Genomic DNA, 22,506 nt, shown 5'->3' with positions numbered 1-22,506 from the left:
GTTGAGTCGATCGAGGGCCTGATCCGCCAGCTTCCTGATCCGCCTCAGCGGATGGCTGGCCGGGATCCGCTCCTCGATCGAGACGTAGGAGAACAAGGAGCCGCTGCGCTCCTGCTGACCTCGCATCAAACCTGGGGCAGCTGGCCCATTTTCGCAGAGGAAGCGGGGTTTTTCAGCAAACTCTTAGGAAGGCTCGCCCTCGCGCACCGGCAGCAGGCTGCGAATGAAGACAAGGGTCAGCCCCAGGGCGACGAAGGCGAAGGTGAAGGTGGCCAGGAAGCTCATGCCCACCACCAAGGTCTTCATGGCGGTGCCGATGCTCTGGGCGAAGGCCTTGCTGTAGTTGGGCGGATGCAGGCTGTACCACTGCACCACCCGCTGGCTCAGTCCCAGACTGACCCAGGCCAGCAGGCCGCTGGTGAGGGCGCCTGAGAGAAAACTGAGGGGTCCCTTGCGCGGCGGACTCGCTGGGGACTCGCTGGGCTCCGGAGTGCTCATGGGGCCTGGACTGTTGCGGTGATCCTCGCCCCTTGGTGGCTGCAGCGGCAGCACCAGGCCTCGAATCCACCCGCCGTCAGAGCGGCCTGGAGTTGTTCACGGGCCGCCTCGGCCCGCTCCAGCCCGGCGAAGAGGGCGAAGAGGCTGGGGCCGGAACCACTCATCGCCACCGCCAGCGGATCGATCGCGCTGCGCAGCAGCTCCAGCCCGGCGCGCACACTCTCCTGCTCCGGCTCCACCACCGACTGCAGGTCGTTGCGGAGCGGGGGCAGGGCCCGCTGCCCCTGCAGGGCCGCCAGCAGGGGCCCATCCCGCAGGCTCCGGCGGCGCTGCTCGAACTCGCTCTCGCGCTCCAGGTAAAAATCGCCCCGCAGCTCCCGGCAGCGGCCATAGGCCCAGGGGGTGGAGACACTGGCGACCGGGTCCTTGATCAGCAGCACCGCCAGCTCCCCGGGGCCCTCGGGCCCCAGCGCCCGCGGACCCGCTGGCGACAGAGCGACCGGCTCGAGCCTCTCGCCGCGGCCGAAGCAGAGCTGGGTGCCGCCGCTGAGGGTGAAGGGCACATCCGAACCCAGCTGCGCCGCCAGCTGCAGCAGGCTGGCGGTGTCGAGCTGGAGCCCCCAGAGTCGGTTCAGCCCCAGCAGGGCCGCGGCCCCGTCGCTGGAGCCACCGGCCAGGCCGGCGCCGATGGGGATGCGTTTCTCCAGCTGAATCGTGGCCCCCAGCTCCGGCCGGCCGGCCTGCTGCCGGAGCAGCTCAGCGGCCCGCACCACCAGATTGCCTCCGTCGGTGGGAAGGCTGCTGACGCCGCAGTTCAGCACGATCGCCCCATCGCCCCGGGGCGTGATCGCCAGACGATCGGCCAGATCGAGGCTCTGCATCACCATCGCCAGCTCGTGGAAGCCATCGGCCCGCAGCCCGAGCACCTCCAGATGCAGGTTGATCTTGGCCGGGGCCTCCACGGTCAGCTGATCCACTGGGCAGGGGTCCATGGGGCGCATCTCAGTCATGGGTGGCTGGGCAGATCTGGCGGGTCAGCTCCACCCAGCGCTCGGGGGAGAGCTCCTGGGGCCGCTGCTGCAGTGACACTCCCGCCCGCTGGGCGCGCTCGGCCAGCTCCGGTTCGCTCCAGAGACCGGCCAGGGAGTTGCGCAGCATCTTGCGCCGCGCCGCGAAGCAGCGCTTGAGCAGGCCCTCCAGCCGTGTGGCCAGCTCCGGCTCCAGCCGCTCGGCCGGCGGCAGTGGATCGAGCACGATCACCTCCGACATCACCCGCGGCGGTGGTTGGAAGCAGCGGGGCGGCACGGTGCAGACCGAGCGGCAGTGCGCCAGCAGTTGCAGGCGCACGCTCAGGGCGCTGAAGGCACTGCTGCCGGCCACCGCGCGGATGCGCTCGCCCACCTCCTGCTGCACCAGCAGCACCAGCCGCTGGTACGGAACGGCCAGAGGGCGATCGAGGCGGCCCACCAGCCGCTCCAGCAGCGGGCCTGTGATGTTGTACGGGATGTTGGCCACCACCTTGTCGGCGACGGGCAGATCCAGCCGCAGCACGTCACCCTGCAGCAGCTGGAAGCGAGTATCCCCTGCGAAGTGCTGGCGCAGGCCGGCCACCAGGTCGCGGTCGAGTTCGATCGCGTGCAGCTCCGCCAGCCCTGTGGCCAGCAGTCGCTGCGTCAGCGCTCCGCGACCCGGACCCACCTCCAGCACCCGCTCCCCCGGCTGCAGCTCCGCCGCCGCCACGATCCGCTCCAGCACGGCGGTGTCGGTGAGCCAGTGCTGGCCGAAGCGCTTGCGGGTCTGGTGGCCCCCGAAGGACATGGGCGTGATGGGGTGGGCTCACCAGATTGCCCGGCCGGGCGGCTCTGTTTCAGCTAGCTGTGGTGCACAGACTTGCCAGGCCGCCATGGGCCCCCTCACCAAGAGCACCACCCGAACTGGCCAGGCCCGCTGGCTGCCGTGGTGGCTGTGCTGCCTGGTCGCTGCTGCGCCTGCTCTGGTGGGGGTGGCGCCGGCCCACTCCGGCAGTGTCACTGCCGACTCCGTCTGGACGAGGGAGAACGCGCTGCAGCGGGCCCGGCAACTGGTGCCGTCCGGTGCCATCCCGGGCCGGCACCGCTGTCAGGAGATGACAGTGGGCATGGGCAATTTCCGCTACCGCTGCACCGTGGAGTTCAGCCGACCAGCGGCCGTGCTGCAGCCCGATCAGCAACCCGCGCAACAGCCTGATCAACAGCCTGATCAGCCCTCCCCCTGAGTCAGAGCGAGGGACTCCAGGCGCAGCCAGCGCACCGCACCGCCCGCCGGTGGCAGGGGCACCAGCGCACAGACCACCTCCAGGGGCCAGTGGGCCCGCTGGGGGTGCTCCGCCAGCCAGCAGCTGAGCGCCCGGGCCAGCCGCCGACGTTTACCCGGGCCAAGGGCGGCCACCCCCCAGCCATCGGCTCCGCAGCGACGGCGGCCCTTCACCTCCACCACCAGTAGCCGGCCCGGTTTGGCCAGCACAAGATCCAGCTCCCCCCAGCGGCAGCGCCAGCGGCTGGCCAGCAGTTCCCAGCCGCGCTGGCGCAGCAGCCTCAGGGCCCGCTGCTCGGCCCAGGCCCCCGGCAGGGCGCTGCGGTTGCGGGCGCGTTGCGTTCTGCTCTGGCTCAAGGGGCTGGTCGCCGGATTTTCCTAGGGTTCCCCTGCTGTCCCTTCCTTGCCATGGCTGCCCCGCTGCGTTCGCTGGTCTCGGGCCTGGTGACCTGGATGGGCTGCGGCCTGCTGGCCCTGCTGCTCCTGTTGCCGGTCGCTCCCGCCACCGCGGCGATGGATTACGCCAAGCAGGTGCTGATCGGCGCTGATTTCCACGACGCTGACCTGCGCGGCGTCACCTTCAATCTCACCAACCTGCGCGACGCCAACCTCTCCGGCGCCGACATGCGCAACGCCAGCCTGTTCGGCGCCAAGCTTCAGGACGCCAACATGAATGGCGTTGACCTGCGAGAAGCCACCCTCGATTCGGCCGTGCTCGAGGGCACCGACCTGCGCGATGCCGTGCTGGAGGACGCCTTCGCCTTCAACACCAAGTTCGTCGATGTGGCGATCGAGGGGGCCGATTTCACCAACGTGCCCCTGCGCGGGGATGTGCTCACTTCCCTCTGCGCCATCGCCAGCGGCACCAATCCCGTCACAGGCCGCTCCACCCGCGAGAGCCTCGGCTGCTCCTGATCCCAAGTCCCTGATGCCCACGTCCCTGCTGCCATGAGCTTCGACGCCCACAGCCTCGAGCGCCTTCGCCAGCTGGGCCGTCAGCTGCCCCAGCCCCTGCCGGCACCGGCGCAGCCCGCCAGTGCCCAGCCCAGGGCCAGCGAGCAGCGCCATCCGGTGGAGCTGGAGCGCGACCCGGAGCAGCTCTTCCGTGAGCTGATGCAGGTGAGCCCCGACGGCAGCGTTCCCCCCCACCTGATGGATCGCCTGCGCGGCCTTGAGACCAGCCGCATCGCCCAGCAGGCCAGTGAGCGGCGTGCAGCGGCCGGCCAGTCCGCCGGTGCAGCCAGCCAGCCCAGCCGGCGTTCCGGCCCCGGCCGCAGCACCACCCCCCGGGCCGACCCCAACCTGGCGGCCGAGCACGCCGATCTCTACACCGCCTTCCATTCCCTCCTGCTCGAAGACGAGGAGGAGGATTGAGGCCCACCGGCCCAGCCAGCGTTCGGCTCCCGGAGCGGTCCTAGATGGCGATCATCGAGGTCCGGGGGCTCGGCAAGAGTTTCCGGGTGGCTGACAAGCAGCCCGGCCTGGGCGGAACCCTGCGCCATTTCTTCGCCCGCCGTCTCAAGGACATTCCGGCGGTGCGGGATGTCAGTTTCAGCATTGAGCCCGGCGAGGTGGTGGGCTTTCTGGGGGCCAACGGTGCCGGCAAGACCACCACCCTCAAGATGCTCACTGGCCTGATCGAGCCCAGTGCCGGGGCGGTGGAGGTGGCGGGCTTCAGACCCTTCCGCCGGCAGGCGTCCTTTCTGCGCACGATCACCCTGGTGATGGGGCAGAAGCAGCAGCTGATCTGGGATCTGCCACCGCTTGATTCCCTGCGGGTGAACGCGGCGGTCTACGGCATCCCCGAGCCCGAAGCGAGGCGTCGCATCGAGGAGCTCGCCGAGATGCTGGAGCTGGGGGAGGAGCTGCGCCGGCCGGTGCGCAAGCTCTCGCTCGGCCAGCGCATGAAGGCCGAGCTGCTGGCGGCGCTGCTGCATCGCCCCTCCGTGCTCTTCCTCGATGAACCAACCCTCGGGCTGGATGTGAATGCCCAGGTGCGGGTGCGTGAGTTCCTCGCCGACTACAACCGCCGCACCGGCGCCACCGTGCTGCTCACCAGCCACTACATGGGCGACATCACCGCCCTCTGTCAGCGGGTGCTGCTGATCCACCAGGGCCGGCTCTTCTACGACGGCAGCCTGCAGGAGCTGACCCAGCGGCTGGCCCCCTACCGGGAGGTCTGCTGTGATCTGGCGGCGCCCTATCCGCCGGAGGCCTTCGCCGGTTTCGGTGAGCTGGAGTCCCTGACGGGTCAGCGGTTGCGCCTGCTGGTGTCGCGGGAGCAGCTCACGGCCACCATCTCGCGGCTGCTCTCCAGCTTTCCGGTGCTCGACCTGGAGGTGAACGATCCGCCGGTGGAGGAGATCATCGGCCGCCTCTTCCGTGAGGGGGCGGTGGGATGAAACGCTCCCTGCGGCTGGCGCGGGTGTTGCTCTCGGTGCAGTACGCCTACATGCTCGAGTACCGCGCCGAAATCGCCCTCTGGGCCCTCTCCGGCCTGCTGCCGCTGATCATGCTGGCGCTCTGGAGCGGGGCCGGGGCGGCCGCTGATCTCAGCCTCAGCCCGGCGGAGCTGAGGCGCTACTTCCTGGCGGCCTTCGTCGTGCGTCAGTTCACGGTGGTGTGGGTGATCCACATCTTTGAAGAGGATGCCCTGCAGGGACGACTCTCCCCCTATCTGCTGCAACCGCTGCACCCGTTCTGGCGCTACCTGGCGGCCCACATCGCCGAGCAGGCCACCCGGGTGCCCTTCGTGCTGGCGATCGTGCTGGCGGTCTGGCTGCTGGGGGCCGGGGCCAGCGGCTGGCCGCCGCCCTCCACCTGGCTGCTGGGCCTGCTGGTGACCAGCCTGGCTTTTCTGCTGCGCTTCCTGTTGCAGTCGGTGATCACCATGGCCTGCTTCTGGAGTGAGCGGGCAGCGGCGCTGGAACGCCTGCTGCTGATTCCCTACCTCTTCCTCTCCGGGCTGGTGGCGCCGCTGGAGGCCTTCCCCCCCGGCCTGCGCCGCCTGGCACTGGCCACCCCCTTCCCGTCGATGATCGATTTCCCGGCCCGGTTGCTCTCCGGCGGTGAGGTGGATCTGCTCGGGGGGCTGTTCACGATGGCCGCCTGGACAGCTCTGCTGCTGCCCCTCTTCCTGTTGCTCTGGCGCGCCGGGCTGCGGCGCTACGCGGCCATGGGGGCCTGATGGGTCGCTACCTGCGCAGCCTGGGGGCCTTCTGGTCGTCGTCGCTGGCGATGGAGCTGGAGTATCCGCTCAATGCGCTGATCGAGTTGCTCTCGGTGCTGGGCAACCTGGCGGGCAGCGTGGTGGTGCTGGCGCTGTTCTATGGCCGCGGCCACGATCTCGGTGGCTGGAGCTGGGATGAGGCTCTGGTGGTGCTTGGGGTCTACACCCTGCTCGATGGCTTCACCAGCACCCTGCTGCAGCCCAACCTGGGGGCGATCGTCAACCATGTGCGCACCGGCAGCCTCGACTTCGTGCTGCTCAAGCCGATCGACAGTCAGTTCTGGCTCTCGGCCCGCAGCTTCTCTCCCTGGGGTCTGCCAGGGGTGCTGGCGGGGCTGGCGCTGATCTGGCTGGCGGCGCGGCGGGCGGGGGCCAGCCCATCGCTGCCCACCCTCCTGGGCACCGGCCTGCTGCTGGTCTGCAGCGCCCTGATCCTCTACAGCCTCTGGTTTGTGCTGGCGGCCACGAGCATCTGGTTCGTCAAGGTCTGGAACGCCACGGAGGTGCTGCGCAGCACCCTGGTGGCCGGCCGTTTCCCCGTCAGCGCCTACCCCCCCGCCCTGCGCACCCTGTTCACCCTGGTGCTGCCGGTGGCGTTCCTCACCACCGTGCCGGCGGAAGCGATCCTGGGCCGCACCACACTCCCCTGGGTGCTGGCCAGCCTGGGAATGGCGCTGCTGTCCCTGGCCCTCAGCCGTGCTCTCTGGCGCTATGCCCTGCGTTACTACACCTCGGCATCCAGTTGAGTTGGCCGTCAGACCGGCGCGGCCTGGATGAAGCTGGGCAGGCGCCGCTCTGCGGCCAGCCCGCGGCACCAGACGACGACAGACGTGAAACAGAAACGAATGCTGCAGGGGTCTCGCCATCCGGAGCGGCACCGCACCAACCGCGTGGGCTGGCTGCGGGCCGCCGTGCTCGGGGCCAATGACGGCATCGTCTCCACCGCCAGCCTGCTGGTGGGGGTGGCGGCGGCCGAGGCCGACCACGGCGCGATCATGCTGGCCGGAGCGGCCGGACTGGTGGCTGGGGCGATGTCGATGGCGGCCGGCGAATACGTTTCGGTCAGCTCCCAGGCCGACACCGAGCAGGCCGATCTGGCGCGGGAGCGTCAGGAACTCGTTGATGATGCGGCGGCGGAGCTGGCGGAGCTCAGCGGCATCTATGTGCATCGCGGCCTGGATCCGGTCCTGGCCCGCGAGGTGGCGCTGCAGCTCACTCGCCACGACGCCCTCGGCGCCCATGCCCGCGATGAGCTGGGCATCACCGAGGTGCTGGCGGCCCGACCGGTTCAGGCCGCCCTCACCTCGGCGTCGATGTTCTCGGTCGGAGCGGCGCTGCCCCTGCTCACCGCCTCCCTGTTGCCCGCGTCCCGGATCGCACTCGGGGTTTCGTTCAGCTCACTGCTGTTTCTCGGGGTCCTCGGTGGGGTCTCCGCCCGCGCCGGTGGCGCCAGGCTGAGCACCGCCATCCTGCGAGTCACCGTCTGGGGAGCGCTGGCGATGGCGGCCACGGCCCTGATCGGCTCCCTGCTGGGGATCTCAGTCTGAGCGGGTCAGAAGCCTGTCGGATCAGCGCGAACACCGATAAGGTCCTGCCTGCGCCCAGCCGCCGGATCCCGCCATGACAGCTCCCCACCGTCGCTGGTTTCTGTTGGCTCTGGCGGGCCTGCCACTGCTGCTGATCAGCGCCGCTGTGGCACTGGGGCCGCGGCTGCCCAATCCTGCTCTGGCGGCGGTGGAGCCACCATCTCCGCCCACGGCCGATCCCGCTCCAGCAAAGCCGGGTAGGCCCGTGGCGGCCGATGGCCGCCACTACCCCCTGGTGCCCATCGATCCCCAGGTGGTGGCTGACCTGCTGGTGTCGCTGGAGGAGGCCCTGCGCTCTGCCGACACCGCGGCGGACTCGTTGCCGGCCCTGGGCCACCAGCACCAGGTGATCATGCGCGTACTGGCGGTGCGTGAGGCCCAGGCCCAGGAGGTGCGACGGCTCCTTCCCCCCCGCTGGCAGCCGGTGCTGGACCATCACCTGGGGGCCCGCCGGGCCTTTCTGTCCATGCGCCGCCGCGGCCCGGGCAGTGCCACCCTGCCGGCCTGGCGGATTGTGGCGCCGGAGCCGGCGGAGAACCTGCTGCGCTACTACCGCCGCGCCGCCGCGGCCACCGGCATCGACTGGGAAGTGCTGGCCGCTGTCAATCTGGTCGAAACGGGAATGGGCCGCATTGATGGGGTTTCGGTGGCCGACGCCCGTGGTCCGATGCAGTTCCTGCCCACCACCTGGGCCCAACCCGGCGTCGGCAAGGGAAACATCCGCGACCCCCACGACGCCATCCATGCCGCCGCTCGCTACCTGGTGCGGCGGGGTGGGCTCAAGGACATCCGCAAGGGCCTCTGGGGCTACAACAACAGTGATTACTACGGCAAGGCCGTCCTCCATTACGCGGCCCTGCTGCGCGAGGATCCCGCCGCCTACACCGGCCTCTACCACTGGGAAATCCACTTCGCTTCCAACGCCGGTGACCTCTGGCTGCCCGTGGGCTACGCCCAGACCAAGCCGATGCCGGTGGCCCTCTTTCTCCAGAGTTCCCCGGTCAGCGCCCCACCGGCCGTCAACGGTGGCAGCTGAGGCCGCCATCGCCGCGCGGCGCTGCTGTGGTGGAGTGGGGGAATGAGTGCTCGTCTGGTGCTCGGCCCTGTGCACGTCTGCCCGCAAGTGCGGGAATGGCTGGATCTGGAAACCCTGCAGCGTCTGGTGGCCCGCCACCGCCGCGGCGACTGGGGTGAGGTGGATGCCCGCGACGCCAGGGCCAATACCCTGGCGGCCTATCACCAGTGCGGCCAGTTGCGCAGCGTCTACGACCTGGGCCAGGGGCTGTTCATCTGGGTGATCACCGACCACCTCGGCACCGACAGCCTGCAGACCACCGTGTTGATCCCCGTCGATGAGTGATCAGACGACCTGCGCCGACGACCCCAGCGCAGCCCTGACGGCGATCGCCGAGCGCTTCGACCTCCCAGGCCCGGTCAGCGGCATCGAACCGCTGGGGAACGGCAATGTCAACGACACCTATCTGGTGCGGCTGGGGCAGCCGCCGCGGCCTGCCGTGGTGCTGCAACGGCTGAACACCCTGGTGTTCAGCAACCCCGAAGCGGTGATGGCCAATCTGGTGGCCTTCAGTGAACACGTGGCCCGGCGACTGCTTCAGCCCCCCAGGGAGCTGGCCGGGCGCCGCTGGGAGGTGCCGCGGGTGTTCCAGTCCCGCGCTGATGGTCTCCCCTGGGTGTGGGAAGGCTCCAGCTTCTGGCGCGCTCTGAGCTACGTGGAGCGGGCCCAATCACTGGAGCGCATCGGCCACAGCGGCCATGCCCGTGAGATCGGCTTCGGCCTGGGCCTGTTTCACCAGCTGATCAGTGATCTGCCCGTGGAGAGCCTGGCGGACACCCTCGAGGGGTTCCACATCACCCCCACCTATCTGAGCCAGTTCGATCAGGTGCTCGGCCAGCTCGGAGCCTCCACTGACCCTGGGCTCAGTGATTGCCTGGCCTTTGTGGAGCAGCACCGCGGCTTGGTGCCGGTGCTGGAGCAGGCCAAGGCCGCGGGGATCCTGCGCCAGCGGCCGATCCACGGCGATCCGAAGATCAACAACGTCATGCTGGATCTGGAGGGTGAGCGCGCCGTGGCGCTCATTGATCTCGACACGGTCAAACCCGGGCTGATTCATTACGACATCGGCGACTGCCTGCGCTCCGCCTGCAATCCCCTGGGGGAAGACACCGACGACTGGCGGGAGGTTCAGTTTGATCTGGGGCTGTGCGAGGCCTTGCTCGGGGGCTACGGCAGCGTGGCCCGCTCCTTTCTCACCCCCGCCGATTACGACCACATCGTTGTGGCCACCCGGGTGATCAGTTTCGAGCTGGGGCTGCGCTTTCTCACCGATCATCTCGCCGGTGATGTCTACTTCAAGACCCGCTACAGGGGGCACAATCTGCTGCGGGCCCGGGTTCAGTTCCAGCTCACCCGGAGCATCGAGGCGCAGGACGCGGCCATCGAGGCTGTCGTGGCGGCGATCCGATGAAGGCACCCAGCTCGGATTGGCAGGCGTTTGTTCTGCGCCCCTTCGAGTCCGAGGACGCACGGCGGGGCCAGCTCACGTCCACACCATTCGCTGCCGTTGCAGCTGCAACCACGGCTCCCGCGGCGGCCGGAGCGGGCCTGGAGCTCAGCGGAGAGATCAGGCGCCGGGGGGGGACCCTGGAGCTGCGTCTGTGCCTGGGCGGTGATCTCGCTTCGCTGCTGCTGGTTGAGCCCTGTCAGCGGCCAGAGCGCCGTGATGATCTCTGGCGCAGCACCTGTTTCGAGCTCTTCCTCGCCAGTGAAGGTCAGCCCTTCTATTGGGAAGTGAATCTTTCAGCGGCTGGCCACTGGAACGTCTATCGCTTCAGCGGCTACCGCCAGGGGATGGCGATCGAGCCCTCTCTGCAGGCCTTGCCCTTCGAACTCAAGTCCGCCTCAGGTGGTCTGGAGCTGGCGCTCAACTGGCCACTGCCCGAGGAGATCCGCTCCACGTCTTCAGCCCTCGTGGCCGGGGTCTGCGCCGTGATCGAGCAACGCCAGGGGCTGCTCAGCCACTGGGCCGTGACCCATCCCGGCTCAGTGGCCGATTTCCACCGCCGCGACGGACTGGTGCTGCGTCTTTGAACTGGCGGGTGGAAGAGCCCAGAGTGAACCACCACCCCAAGCTCCTGCCCGAAGGCATCGTCATCGTGACATGCCGATCCATGCATAGTGTTGCACAGGGGTTGCCGATGTCATCGGCAACCAGGATCTGGTCTGGATTGTTCATCTCGATGGAGCGACGATCTTGATGCTCAATGATCCGGTGGCCGTGGCTCTCAGCTGTATTCGCCGGGCATATCCTGCTTGGTGATCGTCACCCTGCCGATGCGCTTGCCAGAGGCCCGCAGCAGCTCGTCGCCGGAGACATCAAAGCCCAGGGAGGTGGCGATCCTGGCCACATCATCAGCGGTGGAGGAACCCAGCACCTGACGCCTGAGTTCACCGTCGTCCTGAACCCTGGCGAGGAAGGCCTTGAGTTGCTCCTGAGACATGACGGGCGAACCGAGTGTGAGGAATCCCCAGCATGGCTCCCTTTGGAGCTGTCGCTCCCCATCCGGCACCGACTCGACCCGAACGCTGAACGCTCCTGCTCAGGCCGTGGCGGCTGCGATGGAGGAGCTGAGCAGCGCACGGATCTGATCAGCGCCCACATCGTTGCGGATCTCCACCTGGCCGATGGCGGTGGGCAACACGAAGCGCACCTGGCCGCTTTTCACCTTTTTGTCGCTCTGGAGGGTGAGCAGCACCGCCTCTGGATCCAGGGCCGGCAGCTGGGCGGGAAGGCCGGCCTTGGCGATCAGGGCGCACTGCCGCTGCTGCTCGGCCGGGCTCCAGAGGCCCATGGCCACCGCCAGGTCGCCGGCCGCCACCATCCCCAGCGCCACCGCCTCGCCATGGAGGTAGGTGCCGTAGCCACAGAGGGTCTCCACCACGTGGCCAAGGGTGTGGCCGTAGTTGAGGATCGCGCGCAACCCTCCTTCCCGTTCATCGGCTGACACCACGCGGGCCTTGGCGGCCGCGGAGCGCTCCAGCAGTCGCTGCAGCAGGTCGTCTCCCACCGCCTCCAGGCTGGAGAGGTCGGCGGCGGCCTCCAGCTCACTGAACAGCTGGGGATCACCGATCACGCCGTACTTGATCACCTCGGCCATGCCCGCGCGGAATTCCCGCTGCGGCAGCGTGGCCAGGCTGCTGGGATCGATCAGCACCAGCCTGGGCTGGTGGAAGGCCCCGATCAGGTTCTTGCCACCGGGGTGATTGACCCCGGTCTTGCCGCCGATCGAGGCATCCACCATCGCCAGCAGGGTGGTGGGCACCTGCACCACGGCGATCCCGCGCAGCCAGGTGGCGGCGGCGAAGCCCGCCATGTCGCCCACCACCCCGCCGCCGAGGGCCACGACCAAGGAGCTGCGCTCCAGCTTCAGGGCCTGGGCCCTGTCATGGATCAGGGCCACGCTGGCGGGGGTTTTCTGATCCTCTCCCGCCTCCAGCACCAGCAGGCTGGGCTCCAGCTCCGCACCGCGCAGGCTCGCGAGGGCCCTGGGGCCATAGAAGCCCTCCACCACAGGGTTGGTCACCACCAGCACCTTGGTGGCGGCCGCCACTCCGCTGGAGCGGATCAGCGGGCCGAGCTGATCGAGGCTGCCCGTGCCGATCAGCACCGAGTACGGCTGGCTGCTGAGGGCCACCTCGATCGAAAGGAGCGGGATCATCTTCGGCCGGTGCGGCAGGCAGGCTGGACAGGCTAGGTCTGGGCTTGCCAGCCCTCGATCACCGCCAGCACCGCCTCGCCGTAGCGCTCCAGCTTGGCGGCGCCGATGCCGCTCACCTGCCCCAGGTCGTCCAGGCGTGACGGCCGCCGCGCCGCCAGCTCCACCAGGGTGCGGTCGTGGAACACCACATAGGGGGGCACTCCCTGCTCACGGGCCTGGAGCCGTCTCCAGTCCTTGAGCGCCGTGATCAGGCCCGCGTCGACCTCGGCTTCAGCGGCCCCGACCGCCAGTGACGGCCTGCCGCCGCGACTGCGCTCCGACGCCCGCTGGCGCTCCTGCCGGGGCGGTGTGGCGGGCAGCAGCTCCAGGCTCAGTTCTCCCCGCAGCAGGGCCCTGACCCGGGTTTCCTCCCCCCAGCGCAGCCCACCGCGGCCCTCGGGCACCGGCTCCAGCCATCCCTGGCTGGTGAGCTGGCGCAGCAGAGTGCGCCACTGGTCCCGGTCCAGCTCCTTGCCGATGCCGTACACACTCAGCTCCCGGTGGCCGAGGGATCGCACCCGGGCGGTGTCGGCGCCGAGCAGCACATCGGTGAGGTGGGCGGCACCGAAACGCTGGCCCGTGCGATACACCGCCGAGAGTGCCTTCTGGGCCGCCACGGTCCTGTCCTCCAGCACCTGGGGCTCAAGGCAGCGGTCGCAGTTGCCGCAGGGCTCCGGCAGCGTTTCGCCCAGATGGGCCAGCAGCACCTGGCGGCGGCAGCCCGGAGCCTCGGTGAAGCCCACCAGGGCGTCGAGTTTGTCGTGCTCGATCCGCTTCTGGGCGGCGTCGGAGTCGGAGTCTTCGATGAAGCGCCGCAACTGGGGCACATCTCCTGGCCCGTGCACCATCCAGGCGGTGGCGGGCAGGCCGTCGCGCCCCGCCCGGCCGGTTTCCTGGTAGTAGGCCTCCAGGCTCTTGGGCAGATCCAGATGGGCGACGAAGCGCACGTCCGGTTTGTCGATGCCCATGCCGAAGGCGATCGTGGCCACCACCACCACGCCGGGGTCGTTGCGGAAGCGGCTGAGGGCGCTGGAGCGCTGGGACGCCTCCATGCCGGCGTGATAGCCCACCGCGTCGTGGCCGGCGGCCTGGAGCAGGGCGGCGAAGCTCTCCACCCGGCTGCGGGAGCGGGCATAGACGATGCCGGCTTCGCCCCGGAACTCTTCGAGAAAGGCCAGCAGCTGCTCCTTGGCCTCCTGCTTGGGTCGCAGCAGATAGCGGATGTTGGGCCGATCGAAGCTGGCCAGGAACACCCGGCCCTGCTCCAGGGCAAGGCGTTCGATGATCTCGCCGCGGGTGCGGGGATCAGCGGTGGCGGTGAGGGCCAGCCGCGGCACCTGGGGAAAGCGCTGGGCCAGGGCCTGCAGCTGCAGATACTCGGGGCGGAAGTCGTGGCCCCACTGGGAGACGCAGTGGGCCTCATCGATGGCAAACAGGGCCAGGGGGCGTTCCTGCAGCCGCTCCAGCAGATCTCCGCCCAGCAGCCGCTCCGGGGACACGTAGAGCAGATCCAGCTCGCCCCGCTGCAGGTGGCGCCAGAGGTCGCTGACGGCTTCGCTCGCCAGAGCGGAGTGCAGGGCCGCCGCCCTCACCCCGGCCTGGCGCAGGGCCAGCACCTGGTCGTCCATCAGCGCGATCAGGGGTGAGATCACCACCGCCAGGCCCTCCCGGCAGAGGGCCGGCACCTGATAGCAGAGCGATTTGCCGCCACCGGTGGGCATCAGCACCAGACCGGAGCCACCGTCGATGACGTGGCGCACGATCGCGTCCTGGGGACCACGGAACCGGTCGTAGCCGAACACCTGTCGCAGCACCTGCAGCGGGTCGCTGCCGCCGAAGTTGCTCTGCACGACCCTGGCTCTCGTCATGGTTCGCCCCACAATGGCTGCATGGATGGTTCCCCCGCTGCCTCGCCGTCGTCCCGCCGTCTTGCGGGCCGCTGGGGCCGCAGCGCCACGGCCTGGGGTTTTCTGACCCCGGCCCTGCTGTTGCTCGCTGTTTCGGTGCTGATCCCGGCTGGGATGGCCCTGGTGATCAGCTTCACCGCCACCGGGCTCGATGTGAGCGAACCGTTGCGCTTCGTCGGCCTGGCCAACGTGCGCCGTCTGCTGGCCGATCCGGTCTTCCTGCAGGTGCTGGGCACCACATTTCTCTATCTGGTCGGTGTGGTGCCACCGATCGTGCTGGGGTCCCTCGCCCTGGCTGTTCTGGTCAATCGCCAGCTGCCCGGTATCCACCTGTTCCGCGCCGCGTTCTACACGCCGGTGCTGGTGTCGATCGTGGTGGCGGCCATCGCCTTCCGCTGGCTCTACGCCGAAAACGGCCTGATCAATGGTTGGCTGGCGGCCTGGCTGGGGGATGCCTTCACGCCCATCGGCTTTCTCACCACCCCCTGGTTGGCCCTGCCCGCCGTGATGCTCGTGACCCTCTGGAAGGGCCTGGGCTACTACATGGTGATCTTTCTCTCGGGCCTGCAGGGCATCTCACCGGAGCTCTACGAAGCTGCCGCCCTCGATGGCAGCGAGGGCTGGCGCCGTCATCTCGACATCACTCTGCCCCTGCTGCGGCCCTACATCACCCTGGTGGGGGTGATCTCGGCCATTGCCGCCACCAAGGTGTTTGAGGAGGTGTATCTGATGACCCAGGGAGGGCCGGCCGATTCCACCCGCACCCTCGTCTATTACGTCTACGACCAGGCTTTCTCCGAGCTGGACATCAGTTACGCCTGCACCGTGGGCCTGGCCCTGTTTCTGATCGTGCTGTTCTTCAGCCTGCTGCGTTTTCTGGCGGTGGGGGAGAAGGGCTTCAGCTGAAGCAGCCCAGGTGGATGGTCAAGGGAGTGGCAAGCTTCTGAATTGGCGCGCGGCCCTGGGGCGCGTGGTCCGGTGAGGTCAGCGATGGGCGGCACGATCGGCGTGGTGGGGGGCGGCCAGCTGGCCTGGATGCTGGCGGAGGCCGCCCGCGGGCAGGGCATTGAGCTGCATGTGCAGACCCCGGAGCTCTCCGATCCAGCCGCCCGCCTGGCCACCAGTGTGGTGCGGGCCCCCCTGGCCGACCTCTCGGCCACCCGCCGGCTGGCCGAGAGGGTCTCAGCGATCAGTTTCGAGAACGAATGGCTCGACCTTGGGGCCCTCGCCCCACTGGAGCAGGAGGGTGTGGTCTTCATTCCGCGGCTTGAGTCCCTGGCGGATCTGGTCTGCAAGCGCCGCCAGCGCGAGCTGCTGGAGCGGTTGCATCTGCCCTCCCCTCGCTGGTTTTCGCTGGAGCAGATCCTCACTCCCCCGGCTGCGCTGGAGCCGGATGACCTGCCGCCGACCGCAGACGATGCGGATGGAAGCGGGGCGGAAGAGCCCCTGCCGCCCCTAACCCCCCTGCCCCCCCAGCTGCCGCAGGGGTTCGACTTCCCCTTGATGGCCAAGGCGGCCCGGGGGGGCTACGACGGCCGCGGCACCCGGGTGATCCGCTCCCAGGCGGAACTGGAGGCCCTGATCGAGGCGGTGGATCCGAGCCTGTGGCTGCTGGAGGAGTTCGTGGCCTTCGAGCAGGAGCTGGCGCTGGTGGCCTGTCGCGATCACCTCGGAGCGGTGCAGTGCTACCCCCTGGTGGAGACCCACCAGCACGATCAGGTCTGTGATTGGGTGCTGGCCCCGGCGGCCGCCAGCCAGGCGGTGGAGGCCCGTGCCCGCAACGTGGCGGCCTCGCTGCTGGCAGCCCTCGATTACGTGGGCGTGCTCTCGATCGAGTTCTTCTACGGACGCTCGGGTCTGCTGATCAATGAGCTGGCCCCGCGCACGCACAACTCCGGCCACTACACGATTGAAGCCTGTCGCACCAGCCAGTTTGCCCAGCAGGTGCGCATCGTCTCAGGGGAGCCCCTCGGCGATACCTCCATGCAGCTGGAGGGTGCCTTGATGGTGAACCTGCTGGGCTACGAGACCTCGACGACCGCCTACGCCAGGCAACGCCAGGCCCTGGAGGCCCTCAGCGCCGCCCGGCTGCATTGGTACGGCAAGCGTCTGGCCCGACCTGGGCGCAAGCTCGGCCACATCACCCTGACACTCAAGGCCTCAGGGGCGGCCGAACGGGCCAGGGAGGCTGCGCGGCGTCTGGCGGAGGTTCGGGCGATCTGGCCACTGCCTGCCGCTCATACCCCTTAGAGTTGCACTGAACTGCTGTGTTGGTGACTGCCTTTCACAGTTTCTGATCTGACTCCCTCTTCGACGTGGGTGGTCTGTCGTGACGGTGACGTACACCGGCCCTGTTGCCGGAAACGAAGCCCCACTTTGACTGCTCCTCTGGTACTACCAGGTCGAACACTGGGGCAAGACGGCATGGCGGTTCACCCTTTTCAAGCCTTGAGGCAGAGCAGCTCCAGGCGGTCCTGGAGCCGCTCCTTCGGCCAGGTGGTGAGCACGAACACTTCTTGGGCGCTGCTGCCGCGGCGGGCCATCAGCTTGAACCCTCCATTGATCGGCACTGACACCCGCAGGCGCAGGCGCGGGCTGTGGCCCTTGACCCGGCTGATCACCGCTGGAGTGATCGTGTCAATGCCCTCGTCGCGAGCCAGGGCTTTGAGCACGGGGATCAGGCCCTCCACGTAGGTGCTGTGGGTGATGACCACCCGGCCCATGGGTCTGCTGCACCGATCACCAAGCCTAGGCAGGCCCCTGAGGAGGCCGCAGCCCATCGCCGCAGCCCATCGCCGCAGCCCATCGCCGCAGCCTGCAGCTGGGCTGAGGTCACTCCCGCTCCAGGGGCGCCATCGTCAATCCCTCTGCACTGAGTTGCTGGTGGTAGAGCTCGGCCTGCTCCCGGGGTCCGCTCCAGACCACCGCAGAGCCCTGGGAGTCGATCTGATGGGCGAGCTCCCAGGCCTGATCAGGCCCCATGCCCGGCAGGTAGCGCACCAGGCAAGTCACCACATGCTGAAAGGTGTTGAAGTCATCGTCCAGCACCACAATCCGCAGATGGGGGTAGGGCTGGCGCTGCCGGATCCTGACCGGGACCGGGGCCGTTTGAACTCCCGAAGCTGCCATCGGTGGACTGCGTCTGGGGCGGCCCCATCCTAGGTAAACTCTGACTCTCCGTTGCTTGGGCGACCCCATGCTCATCTCCCTCGCCTGGGCTTCCCTGGCTGCCCTGTTCAGCTTTTCGATCGCGATGGTGGTCTGGGGCCGCAACGGCGACGGCACGATCAATTTCTGATCGCCCCAGGGCCCAAGTCACACCCTGATGCCTGATCTTTCCTTCACCAGCGCCAACCTGCTGGCTGTGACGGCGACCATCTTGCTGGTTTTCGTCACGGCTGGGGTGATCTACCTTTCCGCCATTGAGTGGCGCGACCGTCGCCGGGCGAAGCGCCCGTCGCCGCTCCCGTCGGGCCGCCTGTCCTCCGGACGACGGTGACCTCGGTTCGGCCAGAACCGCTGGCCCCATGGTCGTGGCGCGAGGCCGCGGCGGTGCTGGTTCCGCCTCCAGACGCCGCAGCGCTGGAGCCCTGGCGGGGGGCCTCCCTTGAGGATCTGCTGCAGGCGCTAGCTGGTTCCAGCTGGCCGGCTGCAGGGTCGCTCGTCGGCTCAGCAGCCGTTGGGGTGCCTGACCCCAGCCTGGCCCTGGCGCTCTGCCTGGCCACGGACTCAGCCTCCCGGCCCCAGCTGGCGCAACAAGCTCGCCTGGAGGTTCTGCGCGAGGCGGCAGACCAGCGGCGCCGGCAGTTGGCCGGCGACACCGTCACCTACGTGGTGAACCGCAACCTCAATGTCAGCAATCACTGCGTCAAGCACTGCAGCTTCTGCGCCTTCCGCCGCGACGCCGGCAGCGAGGGGGCCTACTGGCTTGATCTCGACACCCTCCAGCAGCGGGCGGCGGCGGCCCAGGCGCTGGGGGCCAGCGAACTGTGTCTGCAGGGCGGCCTCAACTCCGAGGCCCGGCTGGAGGGGAGCTCCCTGCGCTATCACGCCAGACTGCTGGAGGCCCTGGCGGAGGCCGCCCCTGGCATTCACCTGCATGCCTTCTCCCCCCAGGAGCTGCTGTTCATCGCCGAGCAGGATGAGCTGCCACTGGACACCGTCCTGGCTGTATTGGAGGCCTCGGGCCTGGGCTCGATTCCCGGCACAGCCGCCGAGGTGCTGAGTGAGGCGGTGCGCCGGGAGCTCTGCCCCGAGAAGCTCTCTGCCCGGGCCTGGTGCGCGGTTGTGCTCCAGGCCCATAGCCGCGGCCTGGCCACCACCGCCACCTTGATGGCCGGTCACCTGGAGACCAGCGCTGATCGGGTCGCCCACCTGCTCACCCTGGTGGAGTTGCAGCGACGGGCCTGGGGCAGGGCCCAGCCTGGATTCAGCGAATTCGTGCTGCTGCCCTACGTGGGCGAGGCGGCCCCTGCGCCCCTGCGCCGCCGGGTCGGCCGCGACCAGCCCGACCGCGCCGACATGCTGGTGCTGACCGCCCAATCCAGGCTGCTGCTGGGCTCCTGGTTCCTCAACCACCAGCCGAGCTGGGTGAAACTGGGCCTCGATGGTGCCAGCGAAGCCCTGCGCTGGGGATGCAACGACCTCGGCGGCACATTGATGGAAGAACACATCACCAGCATGGCCGGAGCCCGCGGCGGCACCGCCCAGTCGCCCCAGCAGCTGGAGGCCGCCGCCGCCGGCCTGGGCCGTCCGGTGCGGCGACGCACCACGCTGTACGCCATGACCCCTCCTTCACCATGACCCTCACCCTGGCGCGTTGGAAGGGTCTGCCTCCCGCCCCCCGTCTGGGCCCGCTGCCGATCACCTCCGCGGTGATCGCCCTGCTGGTGCTGGCTCCTGTCAGCCAGCTCCACCGCTTCCCCCGCTCCAATGCCGAGGGGCTGGAGCGGGTGGTGGGGGTGGCCAGCCTGACCCAGAGCTTCCAGGCGGATCAGGCCCGGCCGGTGCCGTTGCTCTGGCAGGAACGCCTGGGTCCGGAGCCGAGCCGCCGGCTCTGGGCCCGTCAGCGGGGAACCTGGTGGCAGTTCTGGGGTCGGGAAGGGTCGGCCCATCTGGTGGTGCCCGCCCGCCTGTTCGGCCCGCAGGCCAGTGCTGCCCTGCCCGATCGGGCGCTGCGGGTGGACGATCTCGTGGTGATCGCCCCTGATCCTCTCTCCTTCCAGACGCTGCAACAGCTCCTCGGCCGCAGCGCCCGCCCCCCCCGGGGTCTGGAGCAACGTTGCGTCAACCTGCTGCGCACCCGCCAGGCCGTGGTCTGGACCAAGCTCGCCCTGGCACAGATCTCCGGTGATCTCGCCCCGCTGCTGCAGCGGTTCCAGCAGGGCTGCCTGACGGTGAGCGCCGAAGCCGATGGCCTCAGCTGGCAGGGGGAGGCCAGCTCCAAGCCCGATTCGGTGGCTCCAGTCTCGCCGCTGCCGCCGCCGCCGAGCGCCAGCCAACCGCCCCTGCCTGCCGATCAGCTGCTGGAGGTGAGCGGGGCGCGGCTGGATCTCCTCTTCGACGCCCTGCTCAGCAACGCTGTCATCCGCCAACCGCTGATGGAGCGCTACGGCCTTGACCAGGCCGCCCTGGAACGTCTGCAGAGCACACCGTTTCGGCTGCGCCTCAGGCCCCAGCCCAAGGGGCCATTCCTGGCGTCACTGGAGTTGCAGCTGGCGGTGGGACCGGACCGCTCCGCCTGGACCCGTTGGCTCTCGGCTCTGGGCCAGGCCCTGGAGCGCCAGGGCCTCACCGACCAGCGCTCCCCTTCCAGTTCCGCGCCGGCGGCGGCCGCTCCCGCTGTGGCAGCCAAGTTGTCCAGCAGTCTCTGGTTGCGCGAGGACGGCACCCCCCTGGGCGGCTGGCGCTGGGTGGTGCCAGCCGCAGGTGGGGTCCCTGAGCTGTTGTTCGTGCTGGGGGCCGCTCTGCCCGGTGCCGAGCGCTTCGAGGCGGCGAGACCGCCGGCTGGTGGTGGGCTGAATCTGAGGGTCAGGCCCGAGGCCCTGGCCGCCCTTGGGCTGCTGCCTGCGGACCTGCCGGCGGTGGCTCGCCGCTCCAGCCAGCTGCAGATCCTCTCGGCCCCCGCTGGAGCTCCCCAAGCTCCTGGGGCCGGCTCCGCAGGCGATACGGGATTGTCATGGCTGTGGGGATCGCTGATCCTGGAGGCTTCTCAGCCGCCAGCCCAGCCGCCAGCTCCACCGGCGGCGGCAGTGAAGAAGCCCCAGCCCGGGGCTGGACCCGGGCCCTGAGCCGCTCAGCTGCCCTGGGGTGCGGCCGGAGGGCTCGTCTCCGGCTCGGGCGCAACGGCAGTGGCGGTGCCGCTGTCGTCGATCTTGCCGGCGGCAGGGGCAGCGTTGCCCTCCTGGGCCTGGCGCTCGCGCCGGCGCCGTTCGGCGGCCAGGGTCTCCTCCATCAGCTCGACGGCCTGGGCCATCTTCTCGAGGGTGCTGGCGTAGAGATTCAGGTCCTTGTCGACCCGCTCCTTCATCATGCCCATGGATTCGCCGATTTCGTGGGCGGCTTCCCTGAGGGCCTGGGGTTCCACCGCTTCGGCGCCGCGGGCCCGCTGCAGCAGGCAGAGCAGGCCGACGGCGAACAGGCGCGAGTAGTGGAAATCGGGCCTGTCGATGTCGGCAAGAACGCCGGCGATCGGCTCAGGAGCCCCCTTGCCCCGCTGGGCCAGCCACTGCTTCACCTCCTCCAGGCTGTGCTCTCCCACCGCCGCCACGGCGGCGGCGTGCTGGGCACGGATCTGCGTGGCATCGAAGCCCGATGAGGCACAGAGGGCGGCAAACAGGGGCTCGCTCTGCTGCTGGGGCCGGTAGCCCTTGGCAAAACCCTCAAAGACCTGGGTCAGGCCCACGGCGAACAGGCCGTCACCACGGAACCCGCTCTGCCGACTGAGCAGATGCAGCTCAACGAGGAGTTCATCAACCATCCGCCGGTACAGCGGGCCGATCACATAGGGAAAGGCTGCGTGGAAGGCACGCTTGCTGTCAGCAACGGTGAGGCAGGCGCTCACACTCATCCGCTCGAATGGTTGGACCTTAGCGCTGCACCCCCCCGGGCCGATCGGGCGGCGGACCCACCGTCGTCGGTAGGATCAACCGAGTTGCTCTGCCGTTGCCGATGATCCCGATCGTGATTGAGGATTCGGGCCGGGGTGAACGCGCCTTTGACATCTATTCCAGGCTGCTGCGCGAGCGCATCATTTTCCTGGGCGAGCCAGTGACCGCTGAATCCGCTAATCGGGTGGTGGCACAGCTGCTGTTCCTTGAAGCCGAAGATCCCGAGAAAGATATTTTTCTCTACATCAATTCTCCCGGCGGATCCGTCTACGACGGTCTTGGCATCTTTGACACGATGCAGCACATCAAACCTGATGTGCAGACGGTCTGCGTGGGACTGGCCGCCAGCATGGGTGCCTTCCTGCTCACGGCGGGCGCCAAGGGCAAGCGCAGCAGCCTGCAGCACTCCCGCTTGATGATTCACCAGCCTCTGGGCGGGGCCCGCGGTCAGGCCAGCGACATCCGCATTCAGGCCGATGAAATTCTCTACCTCAAGGACAAGCTGAACCGGGAGCTCTCCGATCGCACCGGCCAGCCCCTGGATCGCATCCAGCTCGACACCGACCGCGATTTCTTCATGTCACCAGAGGAAGCGGTGACCTACGGCCTGATCGACAAGGTGATCGACAAGCGCCCCGTGCGGCCTCTCTGAGCTGTCGGCCCATTGAACAGCCATCACAAAAAGCCAGTCTTCTCACGAAGCTGGCTTTTTGTTGTGCTCTGCCTCTGAACGACTCCTGTGGGCGAATCGGCAGGGTGGTGACTCATGACTCAGGGCTTGTCGGGGATCTCGAGACCGTTCTTGCTGCCCTTGAGCTCCTTCCAGAGCATGCGGATCTCGTCGTAGGCCTCGTCCTGATTGAGTTTGCCGTTGCTCTGCAGGCCAACGATCAGCCCGACACGATCGGCAAAGCGCTCCAGATTCTGGTGGAAGGCCAGCCGCTGTGGACTCCAGTCGTCGCCGCGATAGGCGCTGAACGACTCCATCGGTGAGCGGGTGCTGCTCAAAGCCTGAACGCGTAATGATTGAAGCTAGGTACTGGATCCAGTCCGGCGGGAAAAGATTCGGTTAAGAACCCGGCCCCGCCAGAGAATGGTGCCGCTGGCTG

The 22,506-nt window shown here is 68.7% G+C and carries 28 protein-coding genes, 1 other RNA gene and 1 pseudogene; 18 read left to right on the top strand and 12 right to left on the bottom strand.

Annotation, left to right across the window (positions count from 1 at the left end; all coding sequences use genetic code 11):
* From KQ304_RS13520 to rsmA, 4 genes and pseudogenes are all read right to left on the bottom strand, one after another.
* Positions 1 to 126, bottom strand: a pseudogene (locus KQ304_RS13520) (IS5/IS1182 family transposase); the annotation flags it as partial.
* Positions 127 to 183: 57 nt separating this feature from the next.
* Complete coding sequence (locus KQ304_RS13515) at positions 184 to 498, bottom strand: DUF3082 domain-containing protein (RefSeq protein WP_259737572.1); 315 nt, start codon at positions 496 to 498, stop codon at positions 184 to 186.
* Positions 495 to 1,490 (bottom strand): 4-(cytidine 5'-diphospho)-2-C-methyl-D-erythritol kinase, encoded by a 996-nt coding sequence (ispE, locus tag KQ304_RS13510; protein WP_259737571.1) that lies wholly within the window; start codon positions 1,488 to 1,490, stop codon positions 495 to 497. Before ispE ends, KQ304_RS13515 begins: the two co-directional genes overlap by 4 nt.
* A gap of 10 nt (positions 1,491 to 1,500) precedes the next feature.
* A complete protein-coding gene (gene rsmA, locus KQ304_RS13505; protein ID WP_259737570.1) occupies positions 1,501 to 2,316 on the bottom strand; it encodes a 16S rRNA (adenine(1518)-N(6)/adenine(1519)-N(6))-dimethyltransferase RsmA in 816 nt (271 codons plus the stop codon).
* A gap of 85 nt (positions 2,317 to 2,401) precedes the next feature.
* Here rsmA and KQ304_RS13500 point away from each other — a divergent pair, with 85 nt between their 5' ends.
* A complete protein-coding gene (locus tag KQ304_RS13500; protein WP_259737569.1) occupies positions 2,402 to 2,752 on the top strand; it encodes a hypothetical protein in 351 nt (116 codons plus the stop codon).
* Here KQ304_RS13500 and KQ304_RS13495 read toward each other — a convergent pair.
* Positions 2,737 to 3,147 (bottom strand): YraN family protein, encoded by a 411-nt coding sequence (locus KQ304_RS13495; RefSeq protein WP_259737568.1) that lies wholly within the window; start codon positions 3,145 to 3,147, stop codon positions 2,737 to 2,739. The two genes, KQ304_RS13500 and KQ304_RS13495, sit on opposite strands and share 16 nt — an antisense overlap.
* A gap of 51 nt (positions 3,148 to 3,198) precedes the next feature.
* On the opposite strand from KQ304_RS13495, the gene KQ304_RS13490 reads away from it, so the two are divergent.
* From KQ304_RS13490 to KQ304_RS13445, 10 genes are all read left to right on the top strand, one after another.
* Positions 3,199 to 3,705, top strand: a complete 507-nt coding sequence (locus KQ304_RS13490) for a pentapeptide repeat-containing protein (RefSeq protein ID WP_259737567.1) — start codon at positions 3,199 to 3,201, stop codon at positions 3,703 to 3,705.
* Positions 3,706 to 3,738: 33 nt separating this feature from the next.
* Entirely contained in the window at positions 3,739 to 4,164 is a 426-nt protein-coding gene (locus KQ304_RS13485; protein WP_259737566.1) for a hypothetical protein, read from the top strand.
* A 44-nt stretch (positions 4,165 to 4,208) separates the two neighbouring features.
* Complete coding sequence (locus KQ304_RS13480; RefSeq protein ID WP_259737565.1) at positions 4,209 to 5,192, top strand: ATP-binding cassette domain-containing protein; 984 nt, start codon at positions 4,209 to 4,211, stop codon at positions 5,190 to 5,192.
* On the top strand, positions 5,189 to 5,977 hold the full coding sequence (locus tag KQ304_RS13475) for an ABC-2 family transporter protein (protein WP_259737564.1): 789 nt from the start codon (positions 5,189 to 5,191) through the stop codon (positions 5,975 to 5,977). Before KQ304_RS13480 ends, KQ304_RS13475 begins: the two co-directional genes overlap by 4 nt.
* Positions 5,977 to 6,765 carry an ABC transporter permease gene (locus KQ304_RS13470; RefSeq protein WP_259737563.1) on the top strand — a complete coding sequence of 263 codons (789 nt, stop codon included), beginning with the start codon at positions 5,977 to 5,979 and terminating at the stop codon, positions 6,763 to 6,765. The genes KQ304_RS13475 and KQ304_RS13470 overlap by 1 nt, the downstream gene beginning before the upstream one ends.
* A gap of 99 nt (positions 6,766 to 6,864) precedes the next feature.
* Positions 6,865 to 7,566: a VIT family protein gene (locus KQ304_RS13465; RefSeq protein ID WP_399229501.1), complete on the top strand. Its 702-nt coding sequence runs from the start codon at positions 6,865 to 6,867 to the stop codon at positions 7,564 to 7,566.
* A 73-nt stretch (positions 7,567 to 7,639) separates the two neighbouring features.
* Entirely contained in the window at positions 7,640 to 8,641 is a 1,002-nt protein-coding gene (locus KQ304_RS13460; RefSeq protein WP_259737561.1) for a lytic transglycosylase domain-containing protein, read from the top strand.
* A gap of 42 nt (positions 8,642 to 8,683) precedes the next feature.
* Positions 8,684 to 8,965 (top strand): hypothetical protein, encoded by a 282-nt coding sequence (locus KQ304_RS13455; protein ID WP_259737560.1) that lies wholly within the window; start codon positions 8,684 to 8,686, stop codon positions 8,963 to 8,965.
* Positions 8,958 to 10,091: a phosphotransferase enzyme family protein gene (locus KQ304_RS13450; RefSeq protein ID WP_259737559.1), complete on the top strand. Its 1,134-nt coding sequence runs from the start codon at positions 8,958 to 8,960 to the stop codon at positions 10,089 to 10,091. Before KQ304_RS13455 ends, KQ304_RS13450 begins: the two co-directional genes overlap by 8 nt.
* Positions 10,088 to 10,714: a DOMON-like domain-containing protein gene (locus KQ304_RS13445; RefSeq protein ID WP_259737558.1), complete on the top strand. Its 627-nt coding sequence runs from the start codon at positions 10,088 to 10,090 to the stop codon at positions 10,712 to 10,714. Before KQ304_RS13450 ends, KQ304_RS13445 begins: the two co-directional genes overlap by 4 nt.
* A 194-nt stretch (positions 10,715 to 10,908) precedes the next feature.
* On the opposite strand, the gene KQ304_RS13440 is transcribed toward KQ304_RS13445, so the two are convergent.
* From KQ304_RS13440 to recQ, 3 genes are all read right to left on the bottom strand, one after another.
* Positions 10,909 to 11,124: a Nif11-like leader peptide family natural product precursor gene (locus KQ304_RS13440; protein WP_259737557.1), complete on the bottom strand. Its 216-nt coding sequence runs from the start codon at positions 11,122 to 11,124 to the stop codon at positions 10,909 to 10,911.
* A gap of 99 nt (positions 11,125 to 11,223) precedes the next feature.
* Positions 11,224 to 12,342, bottom strand: coding sequence for a 3-dehydroquinate synthase (gene aroB / locus KQ304_RS13435; protein WP_259737556.1), 1,119 nt, complete (start codon positions 12,340 to 12,342; stop codon positions 11,224 to 11,226).
* A 32-nt stretch (positions 12,343 to 12,374) separates the two neighbouring features.
* The gene (recQ, locus tag KQ304_RS13430) at positions 12,375 to 14,249 is read right to left on the bottom strand and encodes a DNA helicase RecQ (protein ID WP_259737555.1); all 1,875 of its coding nucleotides are present in this window, start codon (positions 14,247 to 14,249) and stop codon (positions 12,375 to 12,377) included.
* 21 nt (positions 14,250 to 14,270) lie between these two features.
* Between recQ and KQ304_RS13425 the strand changes: the two genes are divergently transcribed.
* The 3 genes from KQ304_RS13425 to ssrS all read left to right on the top strand — a co-directional run bounded on the left by KQ304_RS13425 (position 14,271) and on the right by ssrS (position 16,726).
* Positions 14,271 to 15,194 carry a carbohydrate ABC transporter permease gene (locus KQ304_RS13425; protein ID WP_259737554.1) on the top strand — a complete coding sequence of 308 codons (924 nt, stop codon included), beginning with the start codon at positions 14,271 to 14,273 and terminating at the stop codon, positions 15,192 to 15,194.
* A gap of 84 nt (positions 15,195 to 15,278) precedes the next feature.
* Positions 15,279 to 16,538, top strand: coding sequence for a 5-(carboxyamino)imidazole ribonucleotide synthase (locus KQ304_RS13420; RefSeq protein WP_259737553.1), 1,260 nt, complete (start codon positions 15,279 to 15,281; stop codon positions 16,536 to 16,538).
* Between the two features lie 6 nt (positions 16,539 to 16,544).
* A non-coding RNA gene (ssrS, locus tag KQ304_RS13415) (6S RNA) lies at positions 16,545 to 16,726 on the top strand.
* A 3-nt stretch (positions 16,727 to 16,729) separates the two neighbouring features.
* Here the strand turns inward: ssrS and KQ304_RS13410 are convergent.
* A complete protein-coding gene (locus KQ304_RS13410; protein WP_259737552.1) occupies positions 16,730 to 17,011 on the bottom strand; it encodes a DUF2103 domain-containing protein in 282 nt (93 codons plus the stop codon).
* A gap of 109 nt (positions 17,012 to 17,120) precedes the next feature.
* Complete coding sequence (clpS, locus tag KQ304_RS13405) at positions 17,121 to 17,417, bottom strand: ATP-dependent Clp protease adapter ClpS (RefSeq protein WP_259737551.1); 297 nt, start codon at positions 17,415 to 17,417, stop codon at positions 17,121 to 17,123.
* Positions 17,418 to 17,484: 67 nt separating this feature from the next.
* On the opposite strand from clpS, the gene petN reads away from it, so the two are divergent.
* From petN to KQ304_RS13390, 3 genes are all read left to right on the top strand, one after another.
* Positions 17,485 to 17,586 (top strand): cytochrome b6-f complex subunit PetN, encoded by a 102-nt coding sequence (petN, locus tag KQ304_RS13400; RefSeq protein WP_255092813.1) that lies wholly within the window; start codon positions 17,485 to 17,487, stop codon positions 17,584 to 17,586.
* Between the two features lie 317 nt (positions 17,587 to 17,903).
* A complete protein-coding gene (locus tag KQ304_RS13395) occupies positions 17,904 to 19,091 on the top strand; it encodes a CofH family radical SAM protein (protein ID WP_399229498.1) in 1,188 nt (395 codons plus the stop codon).
* Entirely contained in the window at positions 19,088 to 20,578 is a 1,491-nt protein-coding gene (locus tag KQ304_RS13390) for a hypothetical protein (protein WP_259737549.1), read from the top strand. The genes KQ304_RS13395 and KQ304_RS13390 overlap by 4 nt, the downstream gene beginning before the upstream one ends.
* A gap of 5 nt (positions 20,579 to 20,583) precedes the next feature.
* Here the strand turns inward: KQ304_RS13390 and psb29 are convergent, their stop codons facing one another.
* The gene (gene psb29, locus KQ304_RS13385; protein ID WP_311133919.1) at positions 20,584 to 21,357 is read right to left on the bottom strand and encodes a photosystem II biogenesis protein Psp29; all 774 of its coding nucleotides are present in this window, start codon (positions 21,355 to 21,357) and stop codon (positions 20,584 to 20,586) included.
* 101 nt (positions 21,358 to 21,458) lie between these two features.
* On the opposite strand from psb29, the gene clpP reads away from it, so the two are divergent.
* Positions 21,459 to 22,049, top strand: coding sequence for an ATP-dependent Clp endopeptidase proteolytic subunit ClpP (gene clpP / locus KQ304_RS13380; protein ID WP_259737548.1), 591 nt, complete (start codon positions 21,459 to 21,461; stop codon positions 22,047 to 22,049).
* Between the two features lie 119 nt (positions 22,050 to 22,168).
* On the opposite strand, the gene KQ304_RS13375 is transcribed toward clpP, so the two are convergent.
* On the bottom strand, positions 22,169 to 22,405 hold the full coding sequence (locus tag KQ304_RS13375; protein ID WP_399229478.1) for a hypothetical protein: 237 nt from the start codon (positions 22,403 to 22,405) through the stop codon (positions 22,169 to 22,171).
* Between the last annotated feature and the right edge of the window lie 101 nt (positions 22,406 to 22,506).

The organism is Synechococcus sp. CS-1329, from assembly GCF_025128055.1.
GTDB lineage: Bacteria > Cyanobacteriota > Cyanobacteriia > PCC-6307 > Cyanobiaceae > Regnicoccus_A.
Note: the sequence above shows the minus strand (reverse complement) of the source record. Positions and strands in the feature narration are given on the sequence as shown.

What these genes read in the sequence shown, in the direction of transcription:
- KQ304_RS13390 (WP_259737549.1), top strand. Translation starts at nt 19,088, where the DNA reads ATGACCCTCACCCTGGCGCGTTGGAAGGGTCTGCCTCCCGCCCCCCGT.
- clpP (WP_259737548.1), top strand. Translation starts at nt 21,459, where the DNA reads ATGATCCCGATCGTGATTGAGGATTCGGGCCGGGGTGAACGCGCCTTT.
- petN (WP_255092813.1), top strand. Translation starts at nt 17,485, where the DNA reads ATGCTCATCTCCCTCGCCTGGGCTTCCCTGGCTGCCCTGTTCAGCTTT.
- KQ304_RS13485 (WP_259737566.1), top strand. Translation starts at nt 3,739, where the DNA reads ATGAGCTTCGACGCCCACAGCCTCGAGCGCCTTCGCCAGCTGGGCCGT.
- KQ304_RS13470 (WP_259737563.1), top strand. Translation starts at nt 5,977, where the DNA reads ATGGGTCGCTACCTGCGCAGCCTGGGGGCCTTCTGGTCGTCGTCGCTG.
- KQ304_RS13420 (WP_259737553.1), top strand. Translation starts at nt 15,279, where the DNA reads ATGGGCGGCACGATCGGCGTGGTGGGGGGCGGCCAGCTGGCCTGGATG.
- KQ304_RS13410 (WP_259737552.1), bottom strand. Translation starts at nt 17,011, where the DNA reads ATGGGCCGGGTGGTCATCACCCACAGCACCTACGTGGAGGGCCTGATC.
- KQ304_RS13425 (WP_259737554.1), top strand. Translation starts at nt 14,271, where the DNA reads ATGGATGGTTCCCCCGCTGCCTCGCCGTCGTCCCGCCGTCTTGCGGGC.
- KQ304_RS13455 (WP_259737560.1), top strand. Translation starts at nt 8,684, where the DNA reads ATGAGTGCTCGTCTGGTGCTCGGCCCTGTGCACGTCTGCCCGCAAGTG.
- KQ304_RS13450 (WP_259737559.1), top strand. Translation starts at nt 8,958, where the DNA reads ATGAGTGATCAGACGACCTGCGCCGACGACCCCAGCGCAGCCCTGACG.
- clpS (WP_259737551.1), bottom strand. Translation starts at nt 17,417, where the DNA reads ATGGCAGCTTCGGGAGTTCAAACGGCCCCGGTCCCGGTCAGGATCCGG.
- aroB (WP_259737556.1), bottom strand. Translation starts at nt 12,342, where the DNA reads ATGATCCCGCTCCTTTCGATCGAGGTGGCCCTCAGCAGCCAGCCGTAC.
- KQ304_RS13475 (WP_259737564.1), top strand. Translation starts at nt 5,189, where the DNA reads ATGAAACGCTCCCTGCGGCTGGCGCGGGTGTTGCTCTCGGTGCAGTAC.
- recQ (WP_259737555.1), bottom strand. Translation starts at nt 14,249, where the DNA reads ATGACGAGAGCCAGGGTCGTGCAGAGCAACTTCGGCGGCAGCGACCCG.
- psb29 (WP_311133919.1), bottom strand. Translation starts at nt 21,357, where the DNA reads ATGAGTGTGAGCGCCTGCCTCACCGTTGCTGACAGCAAGCGTGCCTTC.
- KQ304_RS13490 (WP_259737567.1), top strand. Translation starts at nt 3,199, where the DNA reads ATGGCTGCCCCGCTGCGTTCGCTGGTCTCGGGCCTGGTGACCTGGATG.
- KQ304_RS13440 (WP_259737557.1), bottom strand. Translation starts at nt 11,124, where the DNA reads ATGTCTCAGGAGCAACTCAAGGCCTTCCTCGCCAGGGTTCAGGACGAC.
- KQ304_RS13500 (WP_259737569.1), top strand. Translation starts at nt 2,402, where the DNA reads ATGGGCCCCCTCACCAAGAGCACCACCCGAACTGGCCAGGCCCGCTGG.
- KQ304_RS13465 (WP_399229501.1), top strand. Translation starts at nt 6,865, where the DNA reads ATGCTGCAGGGGTCTCGCCATCCGGAGCGGCACCGCACCAACCGCGTG.
- ispE (WP_259737571.1), bottom strand. Translation starts at nt 1,490, where the DNA reads ATGGACCCCTGCCCAGTGGATCAGCTGACCGTGGAGGCCCCGGCCAAG.
- rsmA (WP_259737570.1), bottom strand. Translation starts at nt 2,316, where the DNA reads ATGTCCTTCGGGGGCCACCAGACCCGCAAGCGCTTCGGCCAGCACTGG.
- KQ304_RS13480 (WP_259737565.1), top strand. Translation starts at nt 4,209, where the DNA reads ATGGCGATCATCGAGGTCCGGGGGCTCGGCAAGAGTTTCCGGGTGGCT.
- KQ304_RS13445 (WP_259737558.1), top strand. Translation starts at nt 10,088, where the DNA reads ATGAAGGCACCCAGCTCGGATTGGCAGGCGTTTGTTCTGCGCCCCTTC.
- KQ304_RS13460 (WP_259737561.1), top strand. Translation starts at nt 7,640, where the DNA reads ATGACAGCTCCCCACCGTCGCTGGTTTCTGTTGGCTCTGGCGGGCCTG.
- KQ304_RS13515 (WP_259737572.1), bottom strand. Translation starts at nt 498, where the DNA reads ATGAGCACTCCGGAGCCCAGCGAGTCCCCAGCGAGTCCGCCGCGCAAG.